The organism is Burkholderia territorii (assembly GCF_001718335.1).
In the GTDB taxonomy this organism is placed as follows: domain Bacteria; phylum Pseudomonadota; class Gammaproteobacteria; order Burkholderiales; family Burkholderiaceae; genus Burkholderia; species Burkholderia territorii.
This window is the reverse complement of sequence record NZ_CP013366.1, coordinates 781,311-793,506: the sequence shown is the minus strand read 5'-3', so window position 1 is coordinate 793,506 and position 12,196 is coordinate 781,311. Positions and strand designations below refer to the sequence as shown.

The following is a 12,196-nucleotide window of genomic DNA, read 5'->3' as shown; positions in this document are numbered from 1 at the left end:
TTTACGCGCCCATGCCGACGCGCTTCGGCGCCTTGCCGCGGTGCCGCAATCTCAGTAGGCTTGCGGGATACCATCCGCTACTTTGTTACCGACCAGGAGCAGCAATGATCGTGTTCGTCACAGGCGCGTCCGCCGGCTTCGGCGCCGCCATCGCCCGTGCCTTCGTCAAGGGCGGCCACCGCGTCGTCGCAACCGCCCGCCGCAAGGATCGTCTCGATGCGCTCGCGGCCGAGCTCGGCGATGCACTGCTGCCGCTCGAGCTCGACGTGCGCGACCGCGCCGCCGTCGAGGCGGTGCCGGCGGCCCTTCCCGCCGAATTCGCGGCGCTCGACGTGCTCGTCAACAACGCCGGCCTCGCGCTCGGCGTCGAGCCCGCCCACAAGGCCAGCCTCGACGAGTGGCAGACCATGATCGACACGAACTGCTCCGGGCTGGTGACCGTCACCCATGCGTTGCTGCCGGGCATGATCGAGCGCGGACGCGGCCATATCTTCAACCTGGGTTCGGTGGCCGGCACCTATCCGTATCCGGGCGGGAACGTATATGGTGCGACCAAGGCTTTCGTCAGACAATTCAGTCTGAACCTGCGCGCCGACCTGATCGGCACTCCGCTGCGCGTCACCGACATCGAGCCGGGCCTGTGCGGCGGCACGGAATTCTCGAACGTCCGCTTCCGCGGCGACGATGCGAAGGCGGCGAATGTGTACCAGAACGTCCAGCCGCTCACGGCAGAGGACATCGCCGACACGATCTACTGGATCGCGACGCGCCCCGCGCACGTCAACATCAACACGATCGAAATGATGCCGGTCGCCCAAGCTCCGGCTGGCCTCGCGATCCATCGCGGCTGACACGGCTGGCGCAGCCGCGGGGCCGGCTCCGGCCGGCCCGCGGCATGCTGCGCCATACTACATTCCGTTACGAATCGGTTACGAATCCGGCCTCGGCCTTCCGGTAGAATGCGCGCCATGACTCAGCCTACCCGCTCCCCGGACGCGCACTCCGGCTTCATCTGGCCGGTACGCGTGTACTACGAGGACACCGACGCAGGCGGCATCGTCTTCTATGCCAATTACCTGAAATTCTTCGAGCGCGCCCGTACCGAATGGCTGCGCGCGTGCGGCATCGACCAGCGTCGGCTCGCCGACGACACGGGCGCGATCTTCATCGTCCGCAGCACATCGCTCGACTACCGCGCGCCAGCGCGACTCGACGACGCGCTGACGATCACGAGCCGGCCCGGGCGCATCGGCCGCGCATCGGTGGAATTCACTCAGGAAGCGTGGCGTGACGACACGCTGCTCGTGGCCGGACACATCCGTCTCGGCTGCGTCGACCGAACCGGCATCCGGCCCGCGGCAATCCCGCCGGTCGTGCTCGACGCGCTGCACCGCGGGCCCGTCGTCGACGCCGGGCAGGCCGTACTGTCAACGAAGCTCGGATGAGCACCGTTTAGACAAAGCCTATGAACTTGCCTTCCTGAATCGATACTAAGCAAGGTTCGGCGCCAGGCCAGGCCGGCGCGCCGCGCCACACGCATACCGTGCGCCCTCGCCGGACACCCCCGAAGGGACGTTACTCAAACCTCTATGAACACTTCTCAAGACCTGTCGATCATTTCCCTCGTTCTCAACGCGAGCGTGCTGGCCCAGGCCGTGATGGGGCTGCTGCTGCTGCTGTCGCTGATGTCGTGGACCTTCATCTTCCGCAAGTGGTTCGCGATCCGCCGCGCACGCGCGCAGACCGAACGCTTCGAACGGGATTTCTGGTCGGGCGGCGACCTGCAGGCGCTGTATCAGAGCGCGGCCAACAATCGCCACACGATCGGCGCGCTGGAGCGGATCTTCGAGTCGGGGATGCGTGAGTTCCTGAAGGCAAAGGAAAAGCGCATCAGCGACCCGGGCCTCGTGCTCGATGGCGCGCGCCGCGCGATGCGCGCGTCGTTCCAGCGCGAAATGGACGTGCTCGAAGCGAACCTCGCGTTCCTCGCGTCGGTCGGCTCGGTCAGTCCGTACATCGGTCTGTTCGGCACCGTCTGGGGGATCATGAACTCGTTCCGTGGCCTGGCGAACGTGCAGCAGGCGACGCTCGCGAACGTCGCACCCGGCATCGCCGAGGCACTCGTCGCCACCGCGATCGGCCTGTTCGCCGCGATTCCGGCGGTGGTCGCGTACAACCGCTACGCGCACGACATCGACCGCCTCGCGATCCGCTTCGAGACCTTCATCGAAGAGTTCTCGAACATCCTGCAGCGTCAGGCCCAGTAAGGAGCGCGCCATGGCAGGAAGTCCCATTCGATCCAGCATGCGCGGCGGCCGCTCGCGCCGCGCGATGGCCGACATCAACGTCGTGCCGTACATCGACGTGATGCTGGTGCTGCTCGTGATCTTCATGGTCACGGCACCGCTCGTGGCCCCGTCGATCATCAATCTGCCCACCGTCGGCAATGCGGCTCCGCAGGAACAGACGCCGCCGGTCGTCGTCAACATCAAGGCCGATCGCACGATGAGCGTCAAGTACAAGGGCGACTCCGGCGCGACGCAGGAAGACACGATGACGAAGGCCGAGCTCGACAGCTTCATCTCGGCCCGGCAGGCCGACCATCCCGACCAGCCGGTCGTGATCGCGGCCGACAAGACCGTGCAGTACGATGCCGTCATGACCGTGATGTCGGACCTGAAGGCGCGCGGCGTCAAGCGCGTCGGCCTCCTCGTCAAATCGCAATGAACCGGCAGCAATCCACGCACGGCACCTATCCGTCTCAGCCCCCTCGCGAGCGCGGCACCTGGCGCGCGTTCGCGCTCGCCGCGCTGATGCACGTGCTGCTCGCGCTGTTCCTCTATCACGGCGTGCAGTGGCAGAACAGCACGCCGGCCGGCGCCGAGGCCGAGCTGTGGACCGAGGTGCCCGACGTGCCCGCACCGCGGCCCGTCGTCGCACCCACGCCGCCGGCGAAGCTGGCACCGCCGCCTCCTCCGGTCCGGGACGAGCAGGCGGACATCGCGCTGCAGCAGAAGAAACGGCAACAGGAAGCGGCCGCCCGGGAAGCGCTGCTCGAGCAGCAGCGCCGCGCGCAGCAACTGAAGGCCCAGCAGGAAGAAGCCCGGCGCGAGCAACTCGCGGCCCAGCAGGCTGCCGCCCTCGCCGCGCAAAAGGCCGCCGAGCGCGAAAGGCAGAAGCAGGCGGAGAAACTCAGGCAACAGCAGCTCGTGGAGCAGCAGAAGCTCGAACAGCAGAAGCTCCAGCAGCAGAAATTGCAGCAACAGAAGCAGGCGCAGCAGGAAGCGCAGCAGGCGGCGAAGGCCAAGGCCGACGCGGCCGCGAAGGCGAAGGCGGAAGCGCAGGCCAAGGCGAAGGCCGAAGCGGCGGCGCGCGCGAAGGCCGATGCGGCGGCGAAGGCGAAGCTCGACCGCGAGCGCAGCGCGCGTCTCGCGCAGTTGCAAGGGATGTCCGGCGCCGGCGAAGGCGGCGGTGAAGGCCTCGCGAAAAGCGGTACCGGCACGGGCTCCGGCGGCAACGCCGCATCGCCCGGCTATCCCGACAAGGTGCGTCGTCGCGTGAAGCCGAACATCGTCTGGGGCGGCGAGCGCGCGGGCCTGACGACGGTCGTCGCGATCCGCTGCACGCCGTCGGGCGACGTGCTGAGCGTTTCGATCCGCCGTTCGAGCGGAAATTCGGGGTGGGATCAAGCCGTGGTCAATGCGATTCAGGCGTCGGTTCCATTGCCGCCCGATTCTAACGGTCGTACCCCGTCCGACATTACGATTACCTTCAAGGCGGCGGAGTGAGCGCAAATGCGCTTACACTCCGAGCGTCGCTGCCGGACGGGAACGAATCGGGTATTTTTACTGTCTCTGCGGTTGCGCAGCGATCCAAGTCACATGGGAAGCAAGAAGCATGAGTTTGATGACGAAACTAGGTTTCAGGGCACTCGTGGCCTCGTGTCTCATTGCGGCCGGCGGCGCCGCTAACGCGCAGGTCAACGTGCTGATCACCGGCGTCGGTTCGACCCAGTTCCCCATCGCCACCGCGAACTTCGCGAACGAGGCGGGCCTGCCGCAGCAGGTCACGTCGATCGTGCGAGCCGACCTCGCCCGCAGCGGCAAATTCACCAATATCGACGCGGGCAGCACGCCCGTGCCCGAGACCGCTTCGGTCGATCTCGGCGCATGGAAGGCCAAGGGCGCGAACGCGTTCGTCGCCGGCAGCGTGAACCGCGAAGCGAACGGGCAGTACAAGGTGAACTTCATCCTGTACGACACCGTGAAGCAGCAAAGCCTCGGCGGCCTGTCGCTGACGGCAAACGACAACACGCTGCGCACGGCCGGCCACAAGATCGCCGACTACATCTACCAGAAGTTGCTCGGCGTGCGCGGCGTGTTCGCCACGCGTCTGTCGTACGTGATCAAGACGGGCAACCGCTACCAGCTGCAGATTTCGGACTCGGACGGCCAGAACGCGCGCATCGCGCTGTCGAGCACCGAGCCGATCATCTCGCCGGCGTGGTCGCCGAGCGGGACGAAGGTTGCGTACGTGTCGTTCGAGCGCAAGAAGCCGATCGTCTACATTCACGACCTGCCGACGGGCCGCCGCTACATGGTCTCCGACCAGAAGGGCAACAACAGCGCGCCGGCGTGGTCGCCGGACAGCAACACGCTGGCCGTTGCGCTGTCGCTGACGGGCAATACGCAAATCTATTCGGTCAATGCAAACGGCGGCGGTCTGCGCCGGCTCACGCAGAGCAGCTCGATCGACACCGAGCCGTTCTACTCGCCGGACGGCCGCTGGATCTATTTCACGAGCGATCGCGGCGGCGCGCCGCAGATCTACCGGATGCCCGCGCAAGGCGAAAGCGCCGGCGCCGCGCAACGCGTGACCTTCACCGGCAGCTACAACACCAGCCCGCGCGTCAGCCCGGACGGCAAGCTGCTCGCCTACATCTCCCGCACGGGTGGGGGGTTCAAGCTGTACGTCCAGGATCTGCAAACCGGCGCGGCGAACGCCATCACGAACACCAATCGCGACGAATCGCCGAGCTTCGCGGCAAACGGCCAGTACCTTCTCTACGCTACCCAGTCGGGTGGTCGCAACGTGCTGGCAGCAGTGCCCTCCGACGGCAGCGCGCCGCCGCAGATCCTGTCCGTCCAGGGCGGCTCCGTTCGTGAGCCGTCGTGGGGGCCCTTCATGCAATGACCACAAGGAGAGTAACCATGATGTCGAATAAAGCTCGTCTGGCCCTGGCCGTGATGATGATCAGCGCGCTCGCAGCGTGCAAGTCGGGCGTGAAGCTCGACGACAAGGCCAACGCGGGCGCGATGAGCACGCAACCGAGCGCCGACAACGTCGCGCAGGTGAACGTCGATCCGCTGAACGACCCGAACAGCCCGCTCGCGAAGCGCAGCATCTACTTCGACTTCGACAGCTATTCGGTGAAGGACGAGTACCAGCCGCTGCTGCAGCAACACGCGCAGTACCTGAAGAGCCACCCGCAGCGCCACGTGCTGATCCAGGGCAACACCGACGAACGCGGCACGAGCGAGTACAACCTCGCGCTGGGCCAGAAGCGTGCGGAGGCTGTCCGTCGCGCGATGGCACTGCTCGGCGTGAACGACTCGCAGATGGAAGCCGTGAGCCTCGGCAAGGAAAAGCCGCAAGCATCGGGCCACGACGAAGCATCGTGGGCGCAGAACCGTCGCGCCGACCTCGTCTACCAACCGTAAGTAACGGAAGAATTGCCGTATGACGCACCGTGAATCCTGGCTGCGCATGGCCGCAGCGTTCTGCGTCGTCGGCGCGGCGTGGTCGGCCGCGCCGGCGCACGCAGGCATGTTCGACGACAACGAGGCGCGCCGCGCCGTGCTCGATCTGCGCAGCAAGAGCGACAACCTGGCCAGCCAGTTGTCGGCCGCCCAGCGTACGATCCTCGATCAATCCGGCCGTATCGACCAGTTGAACCAGCAGGTCGCGACGCTGCGCGGCGAGAACGAGGATCTGACGAACCGGCTGACAACGCTCGAGCGGCAGCAGAAGGAGTACTACCAGGATCTCGACACGCGGCTCAAGAAGTTCGAGCCGCAGCAGGCGACGATCGATGGTGTCGAAGGTACCGTGCAGCCGGGTGAAACGGATGCGCTCAGCGCGGCGCAGCAGCAATTCCGCAACGGCAATTTCAAGGCTGCCGCTGCGTCGTTTCGCAGCTTCATCGCGAAGTATCCGCAGAGCCCGTACCAGCCGACCGCGCAGTACTGGCTCGGCAACGCGCAATACGCGCTGCGCGACTACCGCGGCTCGACCGCGACGTGGCAGGCGATCGTGAGCAAGTATCCGCAGCATCCGCGCGCGGCCGATGCGCTCGTCGCGATCGGCACGAACCAGCTCGAGCAAGGCCAGAAGGCGGCCGCGAAGAAAACGTTCGAGCAGGTCGTGTCGCAATACGCCGGATCGAACGCTGCGCAGACGGCACAGGGCAAGATCGAAAGCATCAAATAAATTATCGTGACGGGTTGTTGACAGGCCAACGATCCGCCGCTATAATTTTTTGCTCTTTGGGTCGTTAGCTCAGTTGGTAGAGCAGCGGACTTTTAATCCGTTGGTCGCGTGTTCGAGTCACGCACGGCCTACCAAGATGTCAAGAAGGGGCTTCCGGGAAACCGGAAGCCCCTTTTTCATTGTTGCTGTCGCGCAAGCAAATGCGCGCCGGCCAGACATCCCTCCCCTGCCGCATTCCCGCCGCCACGATGCGTGCGTCGAACACGACGCTCGCACCTGCCACCTCACGTGCCGCGCTGCGCGCGCCGCCAGCGCCCCGGCGTCGTGCCGAGCACCGCGCGAAACGCCTTGCCGAACGCCGCCTCCGACTGATAGCCGACCGCCTGTCCGATCTCCGCCTGACCGCGCTGCGTGTCCTGCAGCAATGCGCATGCGTGCATCATCCGGATCCGCGCGACGAATTCGCCGACGCTCATCCCGGCCTTCTCCCGGAAATGCCGCGCATAGGTCGCGCGCGACATCGCGGACGCCGCGCCGAGCGACTCGACCGTCCACGGTTGCGCCGGCGCCTGCAGCACGGCCTGGACCGACGGACCGAGCCGCGCGTCGGCCGCCAGCGCGAGCCAGCCGGCCGGCACGCGCGCATCGCGGCCGTACGCGCGCAACGCATAGGCGAGCAGCGCCTGCCCGAGCGCATTCACGATCGCACGCGCGCCCGGCTGCGCGTTCGATGCCTCCGCGCGCAACACGCTCGTCAGCAGTTGCAGCGACGCCGGGCCCGACGCGTCGCGCAGCCCGACATGCAGCACGCGCGGCAGCGTGCGCATCAACAAGTCACCGGCGCCGCGCGCATAGACGAAGCGCCCGCAGAGCAGGTCGACACTCGCATCGGCCGGAGCCGCGAGATCGCGATTCGACTTGACCGGCAGCACCACGCCGCCGGCCGCGCCGGGCTCCCGCAGCGACGCGACCGACCGCACGCTGCCGCCTTCGACATCGAACAGGTCGTGCGCGTCGCCAGCCGGCAACAGCACGAAATCGCCGTCGACCAGCCGCAGCGGGCGCCCGTCGGCCGTGCGCAGCTCGCACGTACCGGAGAGCAGCAAGTGAAACGCCGCCTCGCCCGGCGGCAGCGCATCGTGCGGCATCGCGAATGGGCCGTCGAGCAGGCACCGCACATCGAGTTCGACATGACTGCGGCCCAGCGACAGCAATTGACTCAATGCGTCCATGAGACGTTTGCGCTAAAAATTGACACTCTAACGTATCGAAGCCCTCAGCGTGAACGATCAGAATAGGCCCTGCATCGCCCGAGATCGCGGCATCCGCCGCCCGATCAACTTCTTCTCGAAAAGGACGCATCATGCTGAACTGGAACGAATACCGGAAGGAACTCACGACGCGCATCGGCGATATCGCGAAGCTCTCGCCCGACACGCTGGCCGGCTACAAGGCGCTGTCCGGTGCCGGCGCCAAGACGGGTCATCTCGACGCGAAGACGCGCGAACTGATCGCGCTCGCGGTGGCCGTCACGACGCGCTGCGACGGCTGTATCGCCGTGCACACGGCGGAAGCCGCGAAGCATGGCGCGACCAAGGAGGAAGTGGCCGAAGCGCTCGGCGTCGCGATCGCGCTGAATGCGGGCGCGGCGCTCGTCTACTCGGCCCGCGTGATGGACGCGCTCGGCGACTGACGCGCGCCCGAAGGATGCGGCACCCGCCGCATCCTTCGTCGACTGTCGCCGACGCGGAGCCCGCGAGCGAGCGTGCGGCGGCCGCGCATAACGGCGCAAGCGAAGTCGGCTACCATGCGCGAGAGGATTCATCGCGAAGGAGCGCTCCATGTGCCGCTGGCTCGCCTATACGGGTAATCCGATCCATCTCGAGACCGTGCTGTTTCGCGCGAAGCATTCGCTGATCGACCAGAGCCTGCATTCGGAACTGGGCGCCACGACGACCAATGGCGACGGCTTCGGCATCGGCTGGTATGGCCATCCCGATGAACTGCCGTTCCGCTACCGCTCCGTGCACCCCGCGTGGAACGACCGCAACCTGCGCGAGGCCGCGCGCGCGATTCGCTCGCGGATGTTCATCGCGCACATCCGTGCGGCGACCGATACGCCCGTCCAGGAAACCAACTGCCACCCGTTCCGCCATGGCCGCTGGCTGTTCGTGCACAACGGGCTGATTCGCGACTTCCACAAGCTGCGCCGCGACCTGACGATGAAGGTCGACCCGGCGCTGTTTCCGACACTCGAAGGATCGACCGACTCCGAACTGATGTTCCGTCTCGCGTTGACCTAAGGCCTCGAGCAGACGCCGCTGCCCGCGCTCGAACGCATGGTCGGCGTGATCGAGGAAACCGCCGTGCGATACCGCGTCGCCGAGCCGCTCAACATGACGATCTGCGCGACGGACGGCGACCGGATCATCGCGGTGCGCTATTCGAGCGAACGGCAATCGCGCTCGCTGTTCCACAGCACGTCGTTCAAGCATCTGCACGAGCTTTATCCGCACAATCCGCGCATCGTCGAAGCGGGCGACGACGCGTTCATGGTCGTGTCGGAACCGCTCGTCGATCTGCGTGGTGCATGGGAGGAGGTGCCCGAAAGCACGGCGATCGTCGCGCATGGCGCGGATGTGCAGCAGCGGGTGTTCAATCCGAGGCATAAGTAGCCAGGAGAATGACGCGAGTTTCTAGCCGCGCCGCGTGAGCCGCATGCGCACTGAATCCAGTTCGGCGGGCAGGCGGCGCGAACGTCGGCGCGTGCGCGTCAGCGCGGTGAATCCGAGCCGCTCGTACAGGGCGCGGGCCTGCACGTTTCGGGTCAGTACGTCCAGCACGATGTCACGGCTGCCGTCGTCCGGCAACGCCCCCGTTTCAAGCGCGTGGCGAAACAACGCGGTGAAGACGCCGGTGCCGCGCTGGCGCTCGTCGGTCGCGCAATGCGCGACGAGGATCTGCGAACGCCTGGGCGCAGGGATTTCCGTTTCGAGCACCAGACCGCGCAGCAACTGGCCGATCGTACGACGTAGTCCGAAAAAACGCGTCAATGCCCACATGACGTAAACGTCGTCGAGCGTCGTGCACCGTCCGTCATGAATCGCCATCACCGCGAGCACCGTGCCATCGGCATCGACCGCGACCCGATGCCTGCGCCAAGAGAACCGGCCGTGACGCGACCGGAACGCCTGTTGCAGGAACGCGATGCACCGCGCGTCGCTTTCACCGAGGAAGAAGCCGAATTCGCCGACACCGGATGCGAACACAAGCGGCGCGCACGCTGCCGCATCGTCCGCGCACGCGGCGCGAAACGGCGTCGACGCACCGGCATGCGGCACGTCGAAGGATGGCGCGAGCGCGACGGCCGGCATCATGCTGCCCTCGCCAGCCGTGCCAGCACGCCAACCGTCCGGCTGATCTGCTCCGGCTCGTGCGTCGAGCAGATGAAGAACCGCAGGCGCGCGGCCTTCTCCTCGACGGCCGGATAGAAGATCGGCTGCACGTTGATCCCTTCGTCGAACATCGCGTTGGCCCACTGCGCGGCTTTCAGCGAACTTCCGGTGATCACCGGCACGACCGCATACCCGGCGCTCGTGCCGGTGTTGAGCCCCGCCGCGCGTGCCTCGGTCAGGAACTGCCGCCCGCGCGCCTGCAGTTGCGCAACGCGCGCCGGTTCGGCCTGCAGGCGTTCGAGCGCGGCCAGCGATGCCTCGGCGAGCGTCGGCGCAAGCCCGACGCTATAGAGAAAGCCCGGCGCCAGATGGCGCAGCATGTCCACGAGCGGCTGACAGCCGGCGATGAAACCGCCGCAACCGGCCAGCGTCTTGCTCATCGTGCCCATCCATATGTCGACCTGGTCGGGCGCGACCGCGCAATGTTCGCGAATGCCCTTGCCCGTCTCGCCGAGCACGCCGAGCGAATGCGCTTCGTCGACCAGCAGGAACGCGCCGTGACGCGCCTTCACGTCGACGAAACGCTGAAGGTCCGGGAGGTCGCCGTCCATGCTGTACAGCCCCTCGATCGCGATCAGCACGTGCCGGTATTCGCGACGCACGCGCGACAGCAGCTCGTCGAGCGCCTGCCAGTCGTTGTGCGCGAAGCTCAGCCGTTTCGCGCCGCTCAGCTGCGCGCCCTGCACGATGCTGTTGTGCGCGAGCGCGTCGTGGACGATCAGGTCGCCGGGGCCGAACAGCGCGCCGATCACCGTCACGTTGGTCGCATGGCCGCTCACGAACGCGACGCAATCGTCGGTCTCGTAGAACGCGGCCAGCGCCCGCTCGAGAGCGCGCTGCACCGGACGCTCGCCCGCAACCATCCGGCTCGCGGACGCCGACGTGCCGTAGCGGTCGATCGCGGCCTTCGCGCGTTCGGACACGGTCGCGTCGCCGGCGAGGCCGAGGTAGTTGTAGTTCGCGAAGTTCACGTATTCGCGGCCGCCGATCCGGGTGGTCGCGCCGGCAACGCCATCGTGTACGCGGAAGAACGGTGAATCGACGCGCAGCTTCTCGCCCATCTCGCGCATGATCCTGACCTGCTGATACTGCGGCATCGACTCGAAACGGCTGCGCGCCGACACGGCGTGTGCCGCCGGTGCAGCGGGCACGCCGGGGGCCGCGGCGGCTTCCGTCGCGCGCTCGAGTTGCCGTTTGAGGGCTTTCGCCGCCAGTTGCTGGCGAAGGTGTTCTCCGAGTGCCATTGCTTCGTTCGCGGTCTGTCGCGAATCCGTTACCAGGTATGAGGTATCGCCTGTCGCGTTGACAGGCGCCGGTTCAGGCTTCACCGAACTCGATCAACCGCCAGGCATCCCGGTCGGCGAGCAGCGCATCGATCAGTCGGAAATTCATTTCGTGGCTCGGCCGCCATGCGCTCACGCGTGCGAGCAGCGGCGCACCGGCCAGCGCGAGGTCGCCGATCAGGTCGAGCACCCGGTGCCGGACGAACTCGTCGGGCAGCCGCATGCCGCCGAGCACGCGCTTGCCGACGATCGACGCCGTGCACGACGGCCGCGCGCCGCGCAGAATCGGCACCCCACGCGCATAGCCGGCGATGATTGCCGGCACGGCCCATTTCACGCGCCCGTACGAACGCGACGGTGCGATTTCGGTCGCAAACGTGTCCGGTGTCAGCGCGCCCTCCCAATGCATGTCGCCGAACCCGCGCAAGTCGTTTCGCACGCTCAATTCGTAGTGCGCAGCCGGCTCGATCCGCATTTCGCGTCGCTGAGCGCCGCTGCCCTGCGCGACCACGACGGGCCGCAGCACCCGGATGAAGCGCTTGGGCGCATCGAGCGCGACACGGCCGCACGCGCGGATCGCATCGACCCACGGCGCGGCGCTGCCGTCGAGAATCGGCACTTCCTCCTCATCGAGCTCGACGATCGCGTGGTCGATTTCACACGCCAGCAACGAAGCGAGCAAATGCTCGACTGTACGTACGCCGACACCGTCGGCATTGCGCAGCATCGTGCAAAGCGGCTGGGCACGTCGCAGAGCGGGATCCACTTCGAGCACCCCAATTTCGCGGCCATTGCGCATCCTTCGAAACACGATGCCGTGCCGGCCGCCCGTCGGCGTGACCGGATGGATCCGCACCCGCACGCGCCGGCCGGTATGCAGACCATGACCAGAGAATTCGAGCGGCCGCCCCAGCGTACCCTCGTTCGACTGCCAGCCCGACGGCAGCGTAATCCGACCGGTCTGCTCGT

Annotated in this window: 13 protein-coding genes, 1 tRNA gene and 1 pseudogene; 11 read left to right on the top strand and 4 right to left on the bottom strand. The window is 66.7% G+C overall.

The annotated features are described in order from the left end of the window. Positions 1-104: 104 nt before the first annotated feature. From ydfG to WS51_RS14255, 9 genes are all read left to right on the top strand, one after another. Complete coding sequence (gene ydfG / locus WS51_RS14295) at positions 105-851, top strand: bifunctional NADP-dependent 3-hydroxy acid dehydrogenase/3-hydroxypropionate dehydrogenase YdfG (protein ID WP_059451373.1); 747 nt, start codon at positions 105-107, stop codon at positions 849-851. Between the two features lie 108 nt (positions 852-959). Continuing rightward, positions 960-1,445: a tol-pal system-associated acyl-CoA thioesterase gene (gene ybgC, locus WS51_RS14290; RefSeq protein WP_059506997.1), complete on the top strand. Its 486-nt coding sequence runs from the start codon at positions 960-962 to the stop codon at positions 1,443-1,445. 144 nt (positions 1,446-1,589) lie between these two features. Then, on the top strand, positions 1,590-2,267 hold the full coding sequence (gene tolQ, locus WS51_RS14285) for a protein TolQ (RefSeq protein ID WP_010091489.1): 678 nt from the start codon (positions 1,590-1,592) through the stop codon (positions 2,265-2,267). 10 nt (positions 2,268-2,277) lie between these two features. Beyond that, complete coding sequence (gene tolR, locus WS51_RS14280; RefSeq protein WP_006484943.1) at positions 2,278-2,727, top strand: protein TolR; 450 nt, start codon at positions 2,278-2,280, stop codon at positions 2,725-2,727. Continuing rightward, a complete protein-coding gene (tolA, locus tag WS51_RS14275) occupies positions 2,724-3,788 on the top strand; it encodes a cell envelope integrity protein TolA (RefSeq protein ID WP_069229354.1) in 1,065 nt (354 codons plus the stop codon). The genes tolR and tolA overlap by 4 nt, the downstream gene beginning before the upstream one ends. A 109-nt stretch (positions 3,789-3,897) precedes the next feature. Beyond that, entirely contained in the window at positions 3,898-5,193 is a 1,296-nt protein-coding gene (tolB, locus tag WS51_RS14270) for a Tol-Pal system beta propeller repeat protein TolB (protein WP_059506995.1), read from the top strand. Between the two features lie 17 nt (positions 5,194-5,210). Continuing rightward, entirely contained in the window at positions 5,211-5,720 is a 510-nt protein-coding gene (gene pal, locus WS51_RS14265; RefSeq protein WP_059451369.1) for a peptidoglycan-associated lipoprotein Pal, read from the top strand. Between the two features lie 19 nt (positions 5,721-5,739). Next, on the top strand, positions 5,740-6,489 hold the full coding sequence (ybgF, locus tag WS51_RS14260; RefSeq protein WP_059451368.1) for a tol-pal system protein YbgF: 750 nt from the start codon (positions 5,740-5,742) through the stop codon (positions 6,487-6,489). Between the two features lie 58 nt (positions 6,490-6,547). Continuing rightward, positions 6,548-6,623, top strand: a tRNA-Lys gene (locus WS51_RS14255). Between the two features lie 150 nt (positions 6,624-6,773). On the opposite strand, the gene WS51_RS14250 is transcribed toward WS51_RS14255, so the two are convergent. Then, positions 6,774-7,721 carry a cupin domain-containing protein gene (locus tag WS51_RS14250; protein WP_060328783.1) on the bottom strand — a complete coding sequence of 316 codons (948 nt, stop codon included), beginning with the start codon at positions 7,719-7,721 and terminating at the stop codon, positions 6,774-6,776. A 131-nt stretch (positions 7,722-7,852) separates the two neighbouring features. Between WS51_RS14250 and WS51_RS14245 the strand changes: the two genes are divergently transcribed. Further along, on the top strand, positions 7,853-8,182 hold the full coding sequence (locus tag WS51_RS14245) for a carboxymuconolactone decarboxylase family protein (RefSeq protein ID WP_011883382.1): 330 nt from the start codon (positions 7,853-7,855) through the stop codon (positions 8,180-8,182). 148 nt (positions 8,183-8,330) lie between these two features. Continuing rightward, a pseudogene (locus WS51_RS14240) lies at positions 8,331-9,164 on the top strand (class II glutamine amidotransferase). A gap of 21 nt (positions 9,165-9,185) precedes the next feature. Here the strand turns inward: WS51_RS14240 and WS51_RS14235 are convergent. The 3 genes from WS51_RS14235 to WS51_RS14225 form a co-directional block, all read right to left on the bottom strand. Then, positions 9,186-9,863, bottom strand: coding sequence for a GNAT family N-acetyltransferase (locus WS51_RS14235; RefSeq protein WP_236872399.1), 678 nt, complete (start codon positions 9,861-9,863; stop codon positions 9,186-9,188). Continuing rightward, positions 9,863-11,188, bottom strand: a complete 1,326-nt coding sequence (locus WS51_RS14230) for an aminotransferase class I/II-fold pyridoxal phosphate-dependent enzyme (protein ID WP_069229352.1) — start codon at positions 11,186-11,188, stop codon at positions 9,863-9,865. Before WS51_RS14230 ends, WS51_RS14235 begins: the two co-directional genes overlap by 1 nt. A gap of 73 nt (positions 11,189-11,261) precedes the next feature. Then, positions 11,262-12,179 carry a UDP-3-O-acyl N-acetylglycosamine deacetylase gene (locus WS51_RS14225; protein WP_069229983.1) on the bottom strand — a complete coding sequence of 306 codons (918 nt, stop codon included), beginning with the start codon at positions 12,177-12,179 and terminating at the stop codon, positions 11,262-11,264. Between the last annotated feature and the right edge of the window lie 17 nt (positions 12,180-12,196).

Excerpts from the sequence above, each read along its gene's own strand:
- ydfG (WP_059451373.1), top strand. The coding sequence starts at position 105 with ATGATCGTGTTCGTCACAGGCGCGTCCGCCGGCTTCGGCGCCGCCATC.
- ybgC (WP_059506997.1), top strand. The coding sequence starts at position 960 with ATGCGCGCCATGACTCAGCCTACCCGCTCCCCGGACGCGCACTCCGGC.
- tolQ (WP_010091489.1), top strand. The coding sequence starts at position 1,590 with ATGAACACTTCTCAAGACCTGTCGATCATTTCCCTCGTTCTCAACGCG.
- tolR (WP_006484943.1), top strand. The coding sequence starts at position 2,278 with ATGGCAGGAAGTCCCATTCGATCCAGCATGCGCGGCGGCCGCTCGCGC.
- tolA (WP_069229354.1), top strand. The coding sequence starts at position 2,724 with ATGAACCGGCAGCAATCCACGCACGGCACCTATCCGTCTCAGCCCCCT.
- tolB (WP_059506995.1), top strand. The coding sequence starts at position 3,898 with ATGAGTTTGATGACGAAACTAGGTTTCAGGGCACTCGTGGCCTCGTGT.
- pal (WP_059451369.1), top strand. The coding sequence starts at position 5,211 with ATGATGTCGAATAAAGCTCGTCTGGCCCTGGCCGTGATGATGATCAGC.
- ybgF (WP_059451368.1), top strand. The coding sequence starts at position 5,740 with ATGACGCACCGTGAATCCTGGCTGCGCATGGCCGCAGCGTTCTGCGTC.
- WS51_RS14250 (WP_060328783.1), bottom strand. The coding sequence starts at position 7,721 with ATGGACGCATTGAGTCAATTGCTGTCGCTGGGCCGCAGTCATGTCGAA.
- WS51_RS14245 (WP_011883382.1), top strand. The coding sequence starts at position 7,853 with ATGCTGAACTGGAACGAATACCGGAAGGAACTCACGACGCGCATCGGC.
- WS51_RS14235 (WP_236872399.1), bottom strand. The coding sequence starts at position 9,863 with ATGCCGGCCGTCGCGCTCGCGCCATCCTTCGACGTGCCGCATGCCGGT.
- WS51_RS14230 (WP_069229352.1), bottom strand. The coding sequence starts at position 11,188 with ATGGCACTCGGAGAACACCTTCGCCAGCAACTGGCGGCGAAAGCCCTC.